Source organism: uncultured Chloroflexus sp. (assembly GCF_937129525.1).
In the GTDB taxonomy this organism is placed as follows: domain Bacteria; phylum Chloroflexota; class Chloroflexia; order Chloroflexales; family Chloroflexaceae; genus Chloroflexus.
Genome location: NZ_CAKZNK010000067.1, coordinates 107,786 through 125,485 on the forward strand (window position 1 = coordinate 107,786; position 17,700 = coordinate 125,485).

The following is a 17,700-nucleotide window of genomic DNA, read 5'->3' on the forward strand; positions in this document are numbered from 1 at the left end:
GTAGGAAAGGGCTATGCCAACCTACGTGTACGCCTGTGATGCCTGCGGCAAGCAATTTGAACAATTCCAGAGCTTCAAAGATGAACCACTGACCGTCTGTCTGTGCGGGCAGGCTGGTCGAGTGCGGCGAGTAATACAGCCGGCGGGTATTGTCTTTAAAGGTTCGGGCTGGTACATTACCGACAGCCGCGGTTCTAGCAGCGGCTCGGTGACCGGCAATGACGCGAGCAAAGGTGACACAAGTGGCGCGCAGAGTGAATCAAGCGACGAATAATTTGCTCGCCTCTCCTCCCCTCTTCTTCCCCGGATGCTACTGTCGCTAGGGGCGTTGCCCTGAGTGGCGACGCCCCGGTATGTGTGCTTGTCGGGTGCGCGCAACGATGCGCGCTACCAATGTCCTTCTTGTTCGCATGTTATCGGCAGACAGTTGCCTACTATTCGCCGGAGCAATCCGATGCGTCTTTCACATGCTCTCTGTGTCTTGCGCGATGATATTCGCGCCATTTTTCGCAATGATCCTGCCGCACGCAATCTGGCCGAAGTATTGCTCTACCCCGGCCTGCACGCGATTATCCTCCATCGCCTCGCTCATGCTCTTTACCGCCGCAACATTCCGTTCATCCCGCGCCTGATCTCGCAGATTAGCCGATTTCTCACCGGAATTGAGATTCACCCTGGCGCGCGCATCGGGCGCGGCTTTTTTATCGACCACGGCATGGGCGTGGTGATCGGTGAAACCGCCGAAATCGGCGACTGGGTCATGCTCTACCAGGGCGTTACGCTGGGTGGCACCGGCAAGCAAACCGGCAAGCGCCATCCGACCGTTGAAGACGAAGTGGTTATTGGCGTTGGCGCGATTGTGCTGGGGGCTATCACCATCGGGCGCGGCGCGCGCATCGGCGGAGGCGCAGTGGTGGTGAAGGATGTTCCACCCCATTCCACTGCAGTCGGCGTGCCGGCACGTGTCGTCTCGAGGCGCGATCCGGTCACCGGACAATCGCGACGGGTTGAGCAGTTGCCTGACCCTGAAGGCGAGATGCTGCGTGGATTGCACGACAAAGTGCTCGAACTTGAATTGCGCATCGCCGATCTCGAAGCGGCCACGCACGTGCATCACGAAGAGCACCGGCTCAAATACGATGCATTGCCGGATCAGCTTTGGCAAACGCTGATCGATGACTCGGCGCCAGTTGAAGAAGAGTATAATCAAGGCGCGGGCATTTGAGAGGCATACCCGCGTCAGTGCCAGATAGTGAGTTGATATGGCTATCCAGCTCTACAACACGTTGACCCGGCGGCTCGAGCCGCTCGAGACGATTGAACCCGGCGTCGCGCGGATGTACGTCTGTGGCGTTACTCCTTACGATGAAGCCCATATCGGGCATGCAATGTCGGCAATTGTCTTCGATATGATCCGTCGCTACCTCGAATTTCGTGGCTATCAGGTGCGGCATATCGTTAATTTTACCGACATTGATGACAAGGTGATTGCGCGCGCCAATGCGATGGGGCAAGATCCGCTGGCGTTGTCGGGTCAGTACGCAGCAGAGTTTTTGGCTCAGTTACAGGCGATGAATGTCTTGCCGGCCACCGCTTATCCGCGGGTTTCGACGACCATGCCGGCCATTATTGCTTTCGTGCAGGGATTAATCGAGCGCGGTTACGCCTATGTCGTCGATGGCGATGTCTATTTTCGCGTCCAACGCGACGATGACTACGGCAAACTATCCGGTCGTTCGCTCGACGAAATGCTCAGTGGAACCCGCTTCGAGGTCGATCCGCGCAAAGAGTCGCCGGCTGATTTTGCTCTCTGGAAGGCAGCCCGTCCCGGCGAACCGGCCTGGGATAGCCCTTGGGGGCCAGGGCGGCCAGGCTGGCATATCGAGTGCTCGGCGATGGCGATGGAGTATCTCGGGCCACAGATTGACATTCACGGCGGCGGAACCGATTTGATCTTTCCCCATCACGAAAACGAAATTGCTCAGAGCGAGAGCCTGACCGGTCAGCGTTTCGCCCGCTATTGGGTCCACAACGGTATGTTGCAACTGGTCAATCCGCAGACCCGGCAGGTTGAGAAGATGTCGAAGTCGCTGGGGAACGTGGTGACCATTGCCGATTTCCTCAGCCGTTACGACGCCGATGTCTTTCGGTTGATTGTGCTGAGCAGCTCGTACCGCAGTCCGTTGACGTACAACGATGAGATCGCTGCCGACAATCAGCGCAAACTCGAACGGTTGCTCTCGGCGTTGATGCCGGCAACCGGCACCACGCGCGAAGGGCCGGCAGTCACAGCGTTGCGCGAGGCTGCGACAATTGCCCGCGAGCGGTTTATTACCGCAATGGACAACGACTTCAACAGTCCGGCAGCACTGGCGGCGCTGTTTGATCTGGTGCGCGCAATCAACGCAGCGCGCAATGCCGGTCTTGCCGCTGAAGAGCTGGCCATCGGGCAGCAGACGCTCCGCGAGCTGGCCGGTGTGCTCGGTTTACGCCTCCAACCGCGACAGACGGCTGCCACAACCGAAGCCACGCCGTTTATCGAGTTGCTGATCGAGGTGCGCGGCGAGCTGCGCAAGGCCAAACAGTTCGCGCTGGCCGATCTGGTGCGCGACCGCCTGGCCAATCTGGGGGTGATCCTCGAAGATGGCCCGCAAGGCACGCGCTGGAAATGGCAGGGATAGCCGTATGCACACACCGGGCACGTGGCTTGAAATTGCGGTTGAAGTTGAACCGGAAGCGGTAGAGACTGTCGCCGAGATTCTGGCTCACTACGGCTACAATGGCGGGGTTGTTGTCGAACAAGGCTGGCTGGCCGGCGATGAAGGTCCAGAGTTTGAATACGACCCTCATCGACCGGTCTGGCTTCGCACTTATCTACCATTCGACGAGCAGGTCGAAGAGACGCGCCAGCGCATCGAGCACGCGCTCTGGCACGTGAGCCAGATTCGGCCATTGGGGCCAATCCAGACCCGCACGCTGGCCGAAGAGGATTGGGCTAACGCCTGGAAGCAGTTTTATCCGGTTATGCGGATTGGCGAGCGGATAGTGATTGTCCCGTCATGGCTGGAGTATCAGCCGCAACCCGATGACATCGCGCTCTTGCTCGATCCCGGGATGGCGTTTGGCACCGGTCTTCATCCGACGACGAAACTCTGTCTGCAATTGCTGGAACGCCTGGTTCATCCCAATGATCACGTGCTCGATCTGGGTACAGGATCGGGCATTCTCGCCATTGCCGCCGCCAAACTGGGCGCCGGCGCAGTGCTGGCGCTCGACAATGACCCGATTGCAGTGCGAGTGGCGCAAGAGAATGTTGAGCGCAATCAGGTGCGGGCTATCGTGCAGGTGGCCGAGGGCAGTCTTGGCGCAGGTCAGGCGATGGGGCACTGGCTCTCGGGGGATTTTGGGCCAGATCGACCCGACCCGGCGCTGAGCGCAAATACACCGCTCGCCACGTTCGATCTGATCGCCGCTAACCTGATTGCCAAAGTGCTGGTGTTGCTGGCCCCCGATCTGGCCGCAGCACTCAAACCCGGCGGACGGTTGGTAAGTAGTGGTATCATTGATCAGAAAGAGGCAGAGGTAGTGGCAGCCTTTACCGCTGTCGGGCTAACCTTGCTCGAACGCCATGTTGAAGGTGAATGGGTTGCACTGGTACATACGCGATGATGAAGATCGTGTTCTAGTTCTAACCGGTCACTGGTAACAATGACTGTGTAGCTCTGGTAAAGCGGCTACGCTTTTGGATTGGTATGAACGCACTTTATCCAATTCTATGTGAGCCGCGCCTGATCGAACCGCTCTGGGGTGGGCAGCAACTGGCGTCATGGCTGGACTTGCCGCCGCCACACCCGGAACGGATCGGGGAGATCTGGCTGGTTTTCGATAGCAATCGGGTCAGCAACGGCCCGTTAGCCGGGACAACGATTGGCGAACTGGCGCGCGACTATGGGGCTGCGCTGGTTGGCACTCGCCCCTACGCTCGCTATGGTGGCGACCTTCCGTTACTGGCCAAATTCATCGATGCTGCCGACCGGCTCTCGGTACAGGTGCATCCGGATGACGACTATGCCCACACCTACGAGGCGCACACCGGGTTTCACGGCAAAACCGAGGCCTGGTACATTCTGGCTGCCGAACCGGGAGCGACAGTAACGCTTGGCACACGCGCAACCATCGAACGGGACAGACTGGCAACGGCGATTGCCGATGGTACGGTGGAAGAGCTGCTTGCCCAGCAGCCGGTGCGCGCTGGCGACCTGATCTTCGTGCCGGCAGGGACGATTCATGCCATCAACGCCGGGATCATGCTGTTTGAAATTCAGCAGAAATCGGATCTCACTTATCGAATTTACGACTACAATCGGCGTGACGCCCGCACCGGGCAACCCCGCACACTGCACATCGATCAGGCGCTGGCGGTGAGTCGGCTGGAACCGGCAACCACGGCCCAGGTGCCGCCGTTGACGCTCGATGAACAGCGGCAACTCCTGATTGCCTGCTCGTCGTTTGCTTTGGAACGCTGGCAGGTGAAAGGGAGGGTAGCCGCCACAACCGATCCCGGTTCGCTCGAAATTTTGACCGTTATCGCCGGCGCTGCTCAACTGGCGTGGCAAGACGAGACCCTCGAATTGCGCCGTGGGGCCGCAGTACTGTTGCCGGCCACGCTGGGAGCATATGAGGTGATCGCCACCGAGGCCACCATGCTTCGGTCATACGTCCCCGACCTGGCTTCGCTCATAGCTACAATCGGTGCCGGTGACGGTGCCGCCACTATCTTCCCCTAGCACAGCCGTGACAGACTCGACACCAATTCCCAATACCCGACGCTTTTTCGTCGATCCGGCGTGGCTACGGGCAGATCGGGTCGTGATCGATGATCCGGCGCTGATCCACCAGTGGGGACGGGTATTACGGCTCAGCGCGGGAGAGCGGGTAATGTTGCTTGATGGGCAGGGGCTGGCGGCGATTGTGGAGATTGAAACGATTGATCGCAAACGCGCCACCGGCCAGATTATTGCCCGCTGTCAGGCAAGCGGCGAGCCAGCCATTGCAATCGATCTTTACCTGGCACTAATCCGGCCCGAACGATTTGAATGGGCATTGCAGAAAGCAGTCGAATTGGGAGCGCGGCGCATCGTACCGGTCGTATTTGCCCGCTCATTGCCAGGAGATCGAGCTGACGCGCACCGGCTGGCGCGATGGCAACGGATTGCCACCGAAGCCGCCGAACAGTCAGGTCGAGGACGCCTGCCGGTGGTTACTGCGCCGGTCTCTTTTGCGGCGGCGTTGGTCAGCAGCAGTGATGCCGATCTTGCGCTCCTCCTCGACGAACAGGCGACCGTCCATTTGCGCGAGGTTGTTGGTGGTCACATCCCGCGCCAGATTGCGATCTTCTCGGGACCGGAAGGCGGCATCGAACCAGCCGAACGCAGCGCAGCACTGGCGCATGACATTCGTGCCGTCTCGCTAGGGCCGCGCATTTTACGCGCCGAAACCGCGCCATTGACGGCGCTGGCTATGCTTCAATATGCATTCCCCATCTAGAAAAGGCCGTTTCATGAATCGGGCATGGGTCATCGTCGGCAAAATCATGCAATGGGTTGCAGTGATTGCGGTCGCATTTTTGGGCGGCTGGATCACAGGGCGTATCGTTGGCGTCTCACCCATCGATGTCTTCATCACCGGCATCTCCAACGCCGACGCGCGCCTGCTTACCCCTGGTGATCGCCGTCAACAGTTTGCCGTCTTCTGGGATGTATGGGATCTGGTTGAAGGTAACTTCTATCAACCGGAAGCGATCGATCGGCAGCGGATGGTTTACGGAGCAATCCGTGGCATGCTGGCGACCCTCGATGATCCGTACACATTTTTCCAGGAACCGGAAGAGGCGCGCCAGAATCGCGAGTCGATGGAAGGACGCTTCGAAGGGATTGGCGCCTATCTGCGGGTCGAGAATGGCATGATCGTCATTGATCGACCCATCCGCAATTCACCGGCGGCGGAGGCCGGTCTGCAACCAGGCGACATCATTCTCGCCGTCGATGATCAACCTCTCGCTGAGCTGATTGCCGGTTTGAGCGAGAGCGACGCCAGTGCCCGCGCCGTAAACCTGATTCGCGGGCCAGCCGGAACCGTGGTACGATTAACGATACGTCGACCGGCAGAAGATCGGGTTTTCACCGTCGCGATCACCCGCGCTACTATTCCATTGATCACGGTCAACAGTGCCATGTTGCCAGACAAGATTGCTTACATTCAGATCACTGAATTTAAGGCAACCACAACTGAATTACTCGATCAGGCCATTGCCGAATTACGACCGCAGCAACCACGGGCCATTGTCCTTGATCTGCGCAACAATTCCGGCGGCTTTCTGACCACCGCGCAAGAGGTTCTCGGTCGTTTTTACGATGGTGTGGCGCTGTATGAAGAGGAACGCGGCGGGGTCAACAAAGAACTGCGCACAATTACTCCGTCAGCCGATCGGCGACTGTATGACATCCCGATGGTTGTCCTGGTCAATGGGGGTTCGGCGAGCGCCGCCGAAGTGGTGGCCGGGGCTTTACGGGATGAACGGCCCAACACAACACTGCTTGGTGAAAAAACCTTTGGCAAGGGATCGGTGCAAAACATCTATCCGCTACGTGATGGCAGCAGCGTGCGCATTACGATTGCGCGCTGGCTGACGCCGGATGGCGAGGCAATTAACAGTGTCGGGATTACACCAGAGCACATCGTGTCGGCATCTAACGATCCGGTGTACCCGACGCCATGCGTGCCCGATCAGCCTGAAGCAATTGACTGCGCCGATGCCCAACTCTACTGGGCACTAAAGCTACTACGCGAAGGTGTTACGCCACCGATCACCGAAGCAGCAACGGCCCCTTGAGCAGGGGCCGTAACCGGGCGACGGGCTAAGGGGCAAGCGCGAGGAAGCGGCATCATTCGTGCCGCGTGAGGCAGAAACAGGGGAGGCAGAGATCCTGACTGGCAGGGAAGACATGGATGGTCGTCATCGCATGTCTCATCTCTTTGGCAGCCCGTCGCCAATCGGCACAGTTTCAGTATAGCAATGACGCAGTGCAGAAAAAGGAAATGACCGGCTACCCTTAGTAGCGATTCGGTCACCATAACGTGTAACGAGCTGTCAGATTGCGCCAGGCTGTCTTGACAGATGTACTACAATAAAAAAAGAACAAAAGTTCTAATTTTAAACAAAACCCTTCGCTCGGGTTACCGAGACCCTGGCGCAAAGCAAAGCCGCATCGATAAGACAAATCGGGTGGAAAGAAACGCAACCTGCGATCGTTGGCAGCACATTTCACGAGGTAGCTATGAGCAATCCGCAATCGACCATCAGGGGCGAGCGGCGAGCCGGCGTCGAGTCTAACCTTGAACTGCGCGACTACCGCCTGCATGAAGTCATCGGGCAAGACGAACTCTCGCTCATCTATCGCGCGACGCATCAGACCCTGAATCGACCGGTCTATGTTGCGATCTTGCGCCGCCACGACTGGATCTCAAACAGTCGTTTCCAAATGGCGGCCCAACTGGGGGCAAGTCTTAGCCACCCACACCTCTTGCCGGTGATTGATGCCGGCCACGACGAGCGCTACGGCAACTATATGGTTACTCCGTATGTCAATGCTCGTCCACTTAGCGCCATCCTGGCCGAAACGAAACCCGATCTGGCGCTATCAGTGCGGATCATCAGTCAGATTGCTGCGGCGCTCGACTACCTGCACGAGCAGAAAATCGTTCATCGCGATGTGCAACCGGCCAATATTCTGGTCACACCCGAAGGAAATACGTATCTCACCAATCTCAGCCTGGCGTCAGCGCCTGATGCACCCGATTTGAGCCGGATTGAGGAAGCCGATTATGTCACGCCCTATTCAGCCCCCGAATTGCGGCTGGCTCAACATACTGCGCATCCGTCACTCGATATTTACAGCCTGGGCGCGGTTGCATACCACCTGCTCAGCGGCGAGTTGCCACCTGCTGACCTGATTGTCGAAATCAATGGAGCCAACGCATCACCGGAACTGAAACGCGCCGAAGAGGTGCTGTTACGCATGCTGTCACCGCAACCCAATCTGCGTTATCCGACAGCGAGTGCCGCAGCCAATGCACTTCGTCTGAAGCTGCGCGAATTGCTCGATCAGGCGACAACCGACATGGAAGAGTCGCGCTGGGAGACATGCGCGGAGTGGTTTGAAAATCCGCTCGAGCTGGCGCTGAGTTCTGAGCTGTCAGATCTGGCCGGGCAATTTAACGATTTCCTGGCCGAATCGCGCAAACGAGCCGATGAATTGCACCGCCGCGGTTATCTGCGCAAATGGTTGAATCGGTGGAGCCGGCAGAAATTTCTACGTCGGCCATCGCTTGGCCAACTGATCGAATTCGAGACTATTGCCAGCTACAACATTTACATCTACAAACTAAAAGTTCTCTACGAGCGACGCACCGAACCACGCCTTCGCCAGCGTCCGATGCAACTTGACGAGCGACCAAGGGCAGAATTGCCGCTTGATGTGTGGAGTGTGCCACTGCCGGAGCCACAAGATTTCAGTTCCGAACAGGGATCGGAAATAGTGTTGCCGGGATCGCGCCGATTCTTCACCTGCGCCAACTGCCAGGGTTCCGGGCAGGTAGTATGTCCACAGTGTCAGGGCAAAGGCGTGATCAAGCCGCGAGCGCGGCGCAATGATACCGATCCGGTTGAGCAGCAGTGCAGTACCTGTAAAGGGTACCAGAAAGTTCGATGCGAGCAGTGCAATGGCAACGGAAATATGGTTGAAGAAAAGGTCTTCACCTGGTCGCGATGGGGACTCGAACATCAAAATGATGACGACAGCGAAGGATTGCCGGCTCAAGCGCAGAAAGCGATCGAACAGCGCTCGCGCAAGGTGTATGAAGCTGAAATCGATCCTTATGATAGCCGCTGGCACAGTGTTAGCTCGTTGAGCAAGTTAATTAACGAGTCTATTGACCGGGTCGAAGACGAAAAAAATATGAAGTTGATTCGGGCGCATTTGCAGATTACCGGAAGCATGATAACCGAAATCCGTGGTTTGCTTGACGATCAAGAGTGTGAATTGTACCTGATCGGGCCTGAGCGGATACTGATCAGCACGATACCGCTCGTCAGCTTTGAGCGGATTATGCTGGTGGCGGCATTAACGCTCTTGATTGTGATGGCTGCGGTGATGGTGATGATGTTGTGGTGATCTGTCTATCTGTGCAGAGGCAGAGTTGGCAATTGCCTATCAACCGTATATCGACGAAGCTCATCAAGATGTCCGACCCCGCTCACCGGCGCTAACCCGCTCAGACTAGCGCCAATGCTGACCTGATGGTGAGCAGGCATAGTCTGTCGATCAACCGGAGCAGTCAGGCGCAGGTTGTTGTCTTCACCCTATCAATCACAGATCGGCAGAGCGCCGACACTTTGCCAGCAACGCGCGCAGGCCGATCGTCTCAGAGGGATGCGCGCATGTACTCTGCTCAGAGCTGGCAGACACCCGCCTAGACGAGAGTCAATTCGCAACGAGCGCCTATCCAGCATCTCACTGTATCACGCCTTTAGCCCGTTCGCGCCCAAACGCAATGATCTCTTCCAGGAAGCGCGAGGGTTTGAGACACTGACCACGATTGCGCGCCGGCGTCCACGAAAGGTAGAGGCGTTCGGCGGCGCGGGTGAGGGCAACGTAACACAACCGACGCTCCTCTTCGATCCCGGCAGGATCCCCGAGACTACGTTCGTGAGGCAGGGTTCCCTCTTCCAGGCCAACCACAAACACAAACGGCCATTCAAGCCCTTTTGCGGCGTGAATCGTCAGTAATTGCACCTGATCGCGATCATCATTCTCGTCATCGGCATTGGTCATCAACGCAACTTCCTGCAAAAAGGCGCTCAATTCGGTATGCTCTTCGGCAGCGCGGATCAACTCTTGCAAATGCGCGCGCGCTTCGGCCAGTTCTTCCGCTGCGAGCCGTTCGCTCAACGCGGCCATATAGCCGCTCTGTTCCAGCACATCGGCCAGCAGGTGATCGGGCGGCAACGTTCCAGCCGCCAGTCGACGCCAGCGTTGCAGCAGCGCAAAGAGCCGCCGCGCGCCGTCGATAGCGCGCGAGCCGAGACCGGGAATAGCGGCGGCATGACCTAACGCTTCGCCAATGGGCAGGTTCTGCGCAGCAGCATAGGCAGCAATCGTAGCCAGCGTCTGTCCACCCAATCCACGCGCCGGCACATTAGCGATACGGGTCAGGCTGAGGTTATCGGCAGGATTGGCGATACAGCGCAGGTAGGCCAGCGCATCGCGCGCGACCGCGCGATCGAAAAAGCTGACTCCGCCACGCACCTGGTAGGGCAATCGCGCATGACGCAATGCCTGTTCGAGCGGGCGGCTCATATGGCGGGTGCGGTACAGAATGGCAATATCGCGCAACCGGCGCCCCTGACGCTGGAGATCGTGTATCGCGCGCGTAATCTGCTCAGCTTCGTCACGACTATCTTTGGCTTCGCTAATCAACACACACCGCTCAGCCGCCACCGTTGCCGCAGCGCGCAGCTCCATCGGCGCGACGCTGCGGCTGTGGCGAATGATGGCGTAGGCCGCGTCGAGAATTGGCTGGCGCGAACGGTAATTGGTGGTAAGTTCAATCACCTGCGCCTCAGGGAAGTCGGTGGCAAATCGGCTAATGATGCTGTAGTCGGCATTGCGAAAGCCGTAGATGCTCTGCATGGCATCACCCACCACAAAAAGCGACCGCGGACGCTGCCCAACCGGCCTGGTCAACAGCTCGATCAGCGCATGCTGGCTGGGGTCGGTATCCTGGTATTCATCGACCAGCACGTGCGGCCAGCGCTGCTGATAATGGGCGAGCAGTTCGGGATCGTCACTGAGCAGGCGATACGTCAGGAAGATCAAGTCATCAAAATCGAGCGCATTGGCCTGGGTGAGCGCGCGCTGATAATGGCGATAACACGCGGCGATAAACCGGTCGAGCGGATCGGCGGCAAAGCGGGCCAGCAGGCGGGGGGTCAACATCCGACTCTTTGCCCGCGAAATCAGCCGTATCACCTCATCGGCTTCCAGTGGACGCGGCGGCGGTTCGGTGACGGCGGCGAGCGCCGCGGCAGCCAATTGCAACTGTTCGTCGCCAGCGTAGATCGAGAACGAGGCGGTATAACCGGCGAGCCGACCCTCAATCGACTCGCGCAGGATGCGGGTGCAGACGGCATGGAAGGTGCCGCTAACCAGACCGCGAATGCGCGTACCGAGCTGGTGACGCAACCGCTCGCGCAGCTCGCGAGCCGCTTTGTTGGTAAAGGTCACTGCCAGAATCTGGGCAGGTGGCACGCCATAGTGGGTAACCAGATAGGCGATACGCAACGTCAACACGCGGGTCTTGCCACTGCCGGCGCCGGCTTTGACCAGCACCGGCCCGATCGGAGCTGTCACTGCCGCGCGCTGAGCCGGGTTGAGATGGTTGAGCAGATCCATACATTTCACAATCGACATCGAGCGCGTACAAACACCGACAGGTAATCATAGCAGGTTCGGCGCTTGCTGTCGATGCCAGATGGGGAGTTGCTGCATCGAGACCAGAAAAGGAAGCAGCCGCTTGCGCTGCTCACGGGCACGCGGGCCAAACGGTGCGGGTGCAGGTGCGGTGCGGTTACGCGCTGCTCACGGGCACGCGGGCCAAACACTACCTGACAGATGAACACCCCCATGAACGCAGTATGCAACGCGCTGCCGCTAGCGCAGACAGTCGGCTCGATGAGCAGCAGCAGCACGAGGGCATATCGTCGATCACGAGCGCGCCCGAGACCCCACCAACCACATCGGCTGCGCAGGCATTGTTCGCGATACCCGTTCACTGCGCTGAGCGGCGCGAAGCCTGACTCAGGCGCCACCACTATCGGAAATGCGCTGCCATGCGCGCCACGCGCAAACTACTTGCCGGCAAAGGTCACTGCCGGGATCGGACAGATGACATACTATCGAGTGATCAGACATGCCTGCGCAGTGTGAGCAGGCCGATCTGCCACCGTCCTGCGTTGGTCGCAACGAGTGCCGACACGATTGATGGTACCTGTATTGGGTCGAGGTGGTTGAAAAAGGGAATAGCGTCAGCACGCAGATGACAGATCGCTGCTGTCGTAGTTTTCCAGATTACCTGACTATAAACTGCGCAAAGCGCGCGCGATGGCCATCGCGCGCGCCACATTGAACAAAATGGCAACCAATAACGGCTACGGCAGTTGCGCTATCTGCTGACGAACTGTTTGGGTTGATGGGTGGTCTGGACCTAACTTTTGCTCAAACACGGCCAGCGCCTGCTCATAGCAGTCGCGAGCGTCAATAAACTTCCCCTGTTCAAAGAGAACACCACCCAGATTAGCAAGCACTGTCGCAGTAGAAGGATGATCGTTACCGAAGATCTTTCGATAGATTGCTAAGGCGCGCCGATATTGCTCTTCTGCGTCTTTATATTGTTTCAAATCTGCGCTAATTGAACCGCCAATATTGAAGGCTGAAGCAACCGACGAATGTTCTGAACCAAAAACTTCCTCATACAGATCTTTTGCCTCTGTGATATGCTCAAATGCCTGTTCGAACAATTTCATTTTTCGTAGACAGGCGGCAAGATCTTCATGGATTGTCGCCTTCAGCCAGCGATTATCGCCTTCGGCTCGCTCAACCGACCACAAAGCCTGTGAGAACTTCTTGATAGCGTCATCGTAATCCCCCTCTCCCTCACGCAATCGCGCCAATCTGAGTAATGTTGCAATAGTGTCTTCGTGATAATCACCTAGCTCCCGCCGCTGAATGTCAAACGCTTTTTCAAAATAATGCTGGGCTGCTGCATAATCAGCTTTTTTAGAAAAAACATCAGCCATCATTCCATACACTGCTGCAACGACACGATGATCTGGATTGGATTGGTTGTGCAAAAACTGTAGCACTTCCTTAAAATAGTCAAGAGCCTGATCGAGTTGTCTCTGATGTTTGAGAACGATGGCCAGGTCGTAGAGAATATGAGCCGTGTCACCGTGATGTCGCCCGAGAGTTTGCTCGGCAATGCGAAGAGCTTCTTCGAGAAGCTGCTGCGCTTGAAAATAGTTTTCTGCGTCTCTTTGTTGAGCGGCTTGTCGTTGGAGAACTTTGTGAAGCATAAATGAATCCTCCCTTCTAAGAAATACTTAGCCGTTACTTGACGATCCATGCGCTATAGATAATATACAAAAACAGTAACCAAACTATAACTAACAATAAACGGCATGCAGTAACCAGCCAGGCACCACCTATACTGAGCAGACATATAGTTGTCGCCTCGGCATCATCTACGTCATGGCATACCCAATGACAACCGGCGACAACCATCAGCGTTCTCTTTGATAGATACGGTAGAATAACGGCGTAAGAACTTGTGACCTTCTTCTATATTCTCCAGGGGAAACTACCATGCGCGCAGTCTATTACGAAGCCTTCGGTCAGATGCCGTGGATTGCAAACCTGCCCGACCCAACCCCGTCACCTGGCGGCGTGGTGCTGGCCGTGCGCGCGACCGGTCTTTGCCGGAGCGACTGGCACGGCTGGATGGGGCACGATCCCGATATTCGCCTGCCGCATGTGCCCGGTCACGAGCTGGCCGGCGAGGTAGTGGCCGTGGGCAAGCAGGTGACCCGCTGGCAAGTCGGCGACCGGGTGACAGTGCCTTTTGTCTGCGCCTGCGGTGTGTGCCCGCAATGCCAGGCCGGTCAGCAACAGGTTTGCGATCATCAGTTTCAGCCCGGTTTTACCCACTGGGGATCGTTTGCCGAGTATGTGGCAATTGACCGCGCCGATCTCAATCTGGTGCGATTGCCTGACGATATAAGCTTTGCGACCGCCGCCAGTCTCGGTTGCCGCTTCGCGACTGCCTTCCGGGCTGTGGTTGATCTTGGCCGCGTCAGTGCCGGTGAGTGGGTAGTGGTGTACGGATGCGGCGGGGTGGGGCTTTCGGCAATTATGCTGGCAAGTGCGCTCGGCGCACAGGTGATCGGGATCGATATTAACCCGGAACGCCTGGAACGAGCGCGCGCGGTGGGAGCTTGCGCCGTGATTGATGCCACTGCTGAGCCAGATGTGGTCAGCGCCGCGCGCGATCTCAGTAGTGGCGGCGCGCATCTCGCTCTTGACGCCCTGGGTAGCCCGACGACGTGCGCAAACGCTATCGCCAGTCTGCGGAAGCGGGGTCGTCATGTCCAGGTTGGCCTGTTGCTTGCCGATCAGCGAATGCCGCCGCTACCGATGGATATTGTTGTGGCGCGCGAACTGACGATTATGGGTAGCCACGGGATGCAGGCTCATCGCTATGACGCCATGCTCGACCTGATACGGTCAGGCAAGGTGCAGCCGCAACGACTGATCGGCAACACGATTCGCCTGGATGAAGCGCCGGCAGCGCTGGTTGATCTGGATAGTTTTCGCGGCTCTGGAGTGACGGTGATTACAGAGTTTTGAAACCGGAGAGTGGTTGCCATGGTAATACCCGTTTGCTACGCTGGAAGCATATGGTATTCGATAATATCGATGTATTGCTAAGGAGAAAACATGACAATGACAAAACCGGTCACTGATCCGCAATGGACCGGCTGGCACAAAGGTCTCGCCGCGCTCATCGGCGCGATAGTCTTTGTGATCGGACTGCGTTCATACACAGACCCCGATTTGTGGGGCCATCTCCGCTATGGCCTCGACGCCATTGAAGCGGGAACGCTGATTCGCACCGACCCTTATTCATATCTGAATGAAGGCTATCCCTGGATTAACCACGAATGGTTGATGGAAGTACTGATGGGAGTAGCCTGGCTGGCCGACGGCGAAGCAGGGCTCATCATCATGCGATTGCTGGTCTATTCGCTGACTCTAACCCTCGTCTTCTGGCGATTGGTAACCGCCGCCAGGATGAGTTTTGTCCCGGCCATTGTTGTCTGGATCAGCGTGGTGTTGACAACCATCTGGTTCAATTTTCCAGTTCGTCCCCAAATCTTTACCTTTCTCCTCTTTACATGTACGCTGATTATTGTTGATGAAGCTGAACAGGGACGCTATCGCTGGCTCTGGCTCATGCCATTCATCGTGGCAGCCTGGGTGAATCTCCACGGCGGGTTTCTGGCCGGCTGCGGCATTCTCGGCATCTGGACAGTGGCGCATCTGGCGCTCAACCCGCGTCAGTGGCGCCAGATTGTGCCACCAGTGGCGTTGAGCGCGCTGGCCACCCTGGCCAATCCATACGGATGGGAGTTGCTCCACTTTTTGCTCGAAACGGCCACCGTTGATCGACCAGAGATTGCCGACTGGCAACCACTGCCGGTGCGCAGCGAATTGGGGATGATCTACCTGGCAGTTTCTGGACTGGCTCTGTACAGTCTTCATCGGTCAACCCTGTCTAAACAACCGATTTTGATTGGGCTATTCTTCTTGCTCCTCATTCTCCCCTTGACCGCGATCCGTCATTTGCCGTTGATGGGAATTGGCTTTGCGATATTTGTTGGTAAACACGTTGAGTCGGCCTGGAAGACCTTCCCGATCCGCTCGCAAGACATTGCAGTGCCGCGCCGTTTACAACCTGTGCCATCGATTCTGGCCACAGTGGTGGCGTTAGTGGGACTGGTCAGTTTCAACTGGCGTTTTTCGCCAGCGATGGAAGTTCCATATAACGCAATGATACTGTTGCGTGAGAGCAGTTTTCGCGGACGACTGATGTGCGATTTCGGATGGGGTCAGTATCTGATCTGGCATTTAGGGCCTGAGGTGCAGGTCGGCATGGACGGTCGTCGTGAAACTGTCTACAGTCCTGAAGTGTACGATCAGTATGTTGACTTTCATTTTGGTCGGAATGATTGGGAGGCAATCCTCAAGCGTCAATCAGCCGATGCGGTGATCGTCGGTCGAAACAGTCCACCAGCTAATTTACTTGCGCTCAAACCTGAGTGGCAGCAAGTGTTTGCCGATGAGAGCAGCGTTCTGTTTATCAATACAACATCAACAGCCGCTCGTGTAATTGAGCAAGCGGCCCGCACATTTCAACCCCGATTGTCTGTAACGGCTTTTCCGTAAGACTAAGAGATATGTAATCGCCCAAGCGCTTGCAACACTTCGCGCACGCCGCGGAGCCGGTAGCCGAGGCGACGGGCCAGGCTGGTGTCGAGAGCGCAGTTGCGGGGACGGCGAACAGGACTTTCGGCGCTGAGCGCGCCGGCGATACGGTCAGGATCGAGGCCATACGCCTGCGCCAGCAGCCGTCCCCATTCGTACCGGCTGAGCGTCTCGGCGCCGGCAAAGTTGATGACGCCGCGGTAGTCGCTCTGCGCCAGATCGAGCAGCGCTACCGCCAAATCATCAACAAAGACCGGGCAGCGCAGCTCGTCGCGAAAGAGCTTTTCGGAGCGTTCACCACGCGCTACCGCGAGAGCAAAGGCGCTGTGGCGGTCAATCGGATCGAAACCATAGATGAGCGATGTGCGGACAATGACTGCCGTTGGATGCGCGGCCTGCACGAGCGCTTCGGCTCGCGCTTTGGCGCTGCCGTAGTCGGTGATGGGGGAAGGGGGATCTGATTCGGTGTAGGCGCTGCTCTTTTCCCCATCAAAAATGACATCGCTGGACAGATGGATCAGACGCGCGCCGATCTGCGCTGCCGCTGCCGCCACATGACCGGCGCCATCGCCGGTAATTGCCATCAGGTCAGGTTCGTATTGGCGGAAGGCGGTGTGGATGACGACAGCGGGCTGCAATTCGGTGATGAGCGTGTGAATCGCCGCCGGATCGCGCAGGTCAAGCGGACGCCAGCGCACTTCGGTCTGCGTCGGCGGGAGCCGGGAATGAAAAGTGGCCACGACCGATATGCCACGCCGGGAGGCATGACGGATCAATGCGCTACCGAGGTAGCCAGTGCCGCCGGTGATGAGGTAATACCCCGATCCCATATCCTCCATCCGCTTTACAGCACATCCTCTAGCGCCATCAATGCCGCGCGCGCCGCAGCTTTCTTTGCCTCTTTCTTGCTAGGGCCGGCGCCGGTAAACTCCATCCCTTCCACCTGGACTGCCATCACATACTCACGCTGATGTTCAGGGCCGCGCGCTTCGACCAGACGGTAGGAAGGCAACTTCTTGTGGCGCGCCTGAATCTTCTCTTGCAGGCGTGTCGTCGGGTCGAGCAACATCCGCCGAATCGCATCGATACGGTCGCGCAAGAATGGAATGATAAAATCGCGCGCTGTTTCCAGACCTTGATCGAGGTAGATCGCGCCGATCAGCGCCTCAAAGAGATCGGCCAGCAGGTTCGGTCGCTTGCGGCCAACCGGCGTATCTTCACCGCGCGAGAGATACGCATACTGGCCCAAATCAAGCCTGGCAGCGCATTCGGCCAACCCTTTCGTGCTCACGAGTGCTGCCCGCCAATGCGTGAGCGTTGCTTCATTCTGATCTGGAAAACTCGCAAACAACCACGTGGTGGTCACAAACTGCAATACGGCATCACCCAAAAATTCGAGTCGCTCATTATCGGTCAAATCGCGCAGCAGATGAGGCTGTTCGTTGAAGAGCGAACGATGCATAAATGCTGTCTGCAACAGCTTCCGGTCGCGAAACGTAATACCGATTGCTTGCTCAAGCGCTGCCAGTCGGTCGGTCAT

At 57.5% G+C, this 17,700-nt stretch carries 14 protein-coding genes; 10 read left to right on the forward strand and 4 right to left on the reverse strand.

The genetic code is table 11. From position 1 onward, the window contains the following. Positions 1-13: 13 nt before the first annotated feature. The 8 genes from Q0650_RS08200 to Q0650_RS08235 all read left to right on the forward strand — a co-directional run bounded on the left by Q0650_RS08200 (position 14) and on the right by Q0650_RS08235 (position 9,233). Entirely contained in the window at positions 14-274 is a 261-nt protein-coding gene (locus Q0650_RS08200; RefSeq protein ID WP_298817758.1) for an FmdB family zinc ribbon protein, read from the forward strand. A gap of 180 nt (positions 275-454) precedes the next feature. Further along, entirely contained in the window at positions 455-1,225 is a 771-nt protein-coding gene (gene epsC / locus Q0650_RS08205) for a serine O-acetyltransferase EpsC (protein ID WP_298817760.1), read from the forward strand. A gap of 37 nt (positions 1,226-1,262) precedes the next feature. After that, positions 1,263-2,681, forward strand: coding sequence for a cysteine--tRNA ligase (cysS, locus tag Q0650_RS08210; protein WP_298817762.1), 1,419 nt, complete (start codon positions 1,263-1,265; stop codon positions 2,679-2,681). A 4-nt stretch (positions 2,682-2,685) separates the two neighbouring features. Beyond that, a complete protein-coding gene (locus tag Q0650_RS08215) occupies positions 2,686-3,669 on the forward strand; it encodes a 50S ribosomal protein L11 methyltransferase (RefSeq protein WP_298817764.1) in 984 nt (327 codons plus the stop codon). 83 nt (positions 3,670-3,752) lie between these two features. Next, entirely contained in the window at positions 3,753-4,787 is a 1,035-nt protein-coding gene (locus tag Q0650_RS08220) for a type I phosphomannose isomerase catalytic subunit (protein ID WP_298817765.1), read from the forward strand. Between the two features lie 7 nt (positions 4,788-4,794). Then, on the forward strand, positions 4,795-5,547 hold the full coding sequence (locus tag Q0650_RS08225; protein WP_298817767.1) for a 16S rRNA (uracil(1498)-N(3))-methyltransferase: 753 nt from the start codon (positions 4,795-4,797) through the stop codon (positions 5,545-5,547). A gap of 13 nt (positions 5,548-5,560) precedes the next feature. Further along, positions 5,561-6,892 carry a S41 family peptidase gene (locus tag Q0650_RS08230; RefSeq protein WP_298817769.1) on the forward strand — a complete coding sequence of 444 codons (1,332 nt, stop codon included), beginning with the start codon at positions 5,561-5,563 and terminating at the stop codon, positions 6,890-6,892. Between the two features lie 445 nt (positions 6,893-7,337). Continuing rightward, complete coding sequence (locus Q0650_RS08235) at positions 7,338-9,233, forward strand: protein kinase domain-containing protein (protein WP_298817771.1); 1,896 nt, start codon at positions 7,338-7,340, stop codon at positions 9,231-9,233. A 339-nt stretch (positions 9,234-9,572) separates the two neighbouring features. On the opposite strand, the gene Q0650_RS08240 is transcribed toward Q0650_RS08235, so the two are convergent. Together Q0650_RS08240 and Q0650_RS08245 are read right to left on the reverse strand one after the other, a co-directional pair. Next, positions 9,573-11,513, reverse strand: a complete 1,941-nt coding sequence (locus Q0650_RS08240; protein ID WP_298817773.1) for an ATP-dependent helicase — start codon at positions 11,511-11,513, stop codon at positions 9,573-9,575. Between the two features lie 755 nt (positions 11,514-12,268). Beyond that, complete coding sequence (locus tag Q0650_RS08245; protein WP_298817774.1) at positions 12,269-13,192, reverse strand: tetratricopeptide repeat protein; 924 nt, start codon at positions 13,190-13,192, stop codon at positions 12,269-12,271. A gap of 289 nt (positions 13,193-13,481) precedes the next feature. Between Q0650_RS08245 and Q0650_RS08250 the strand changes: the two genes are divergently transcribed. Together Q0650_RS08250 and Q0650_RS08255 are read left to right on the forward strand one after the other, a co-directional pair. Further along, on the forward strand, positions 13,482-14,522 hold the full coding sequence (locus Q0650_RS08250; protein ID WP_298817778.1) for a zinc-dependent alcohol dehydrogenase family protein: 1,041 nt from the start codon (positions 13,482-13,484) through the stop codon (positions 14,520-14,522). A 90-nt stretch (positions 14,523-14,612) separates the two neighbouring features. Next, complete coding sequence (locus Q0650_RS08255) at positions 14,613-16,121, forward strand: hypothetical protein (RefSeq protein ID WP_298817780.1); 1,509 nt, start codon at positions 14,613-14,615, stop codon at positions 16,119-16,121. 2 nt (positions 16,122-16,123) lie between these two features. Here the strand turns inward: Q0650_RS08255 and Q0650_RS08260 are convergent, their stop codons facing one another. Beyond that, complete coding sequence (locus tag Q0650_RS08260) at positions 16,124-16,990, reverse strand: SDR family oxidoreductase (protein ID WP_298817782.1); 867 nt, start codon at positions 16,988-16,990, stop codon at positions 16,124-16,126. A gap of 14 nt (positions 16,991-17,004) precedes the next feature. Further along, positions 17,005-17,700, reverse strand: a complete 696-nt coding sequence (gene rnc, locus Q0650_RS08265) for a ribonuclease III (protein ID WP_298817784.1) — start codon at positions 17,698-17,700, stop codon at positions 17,005-17,007.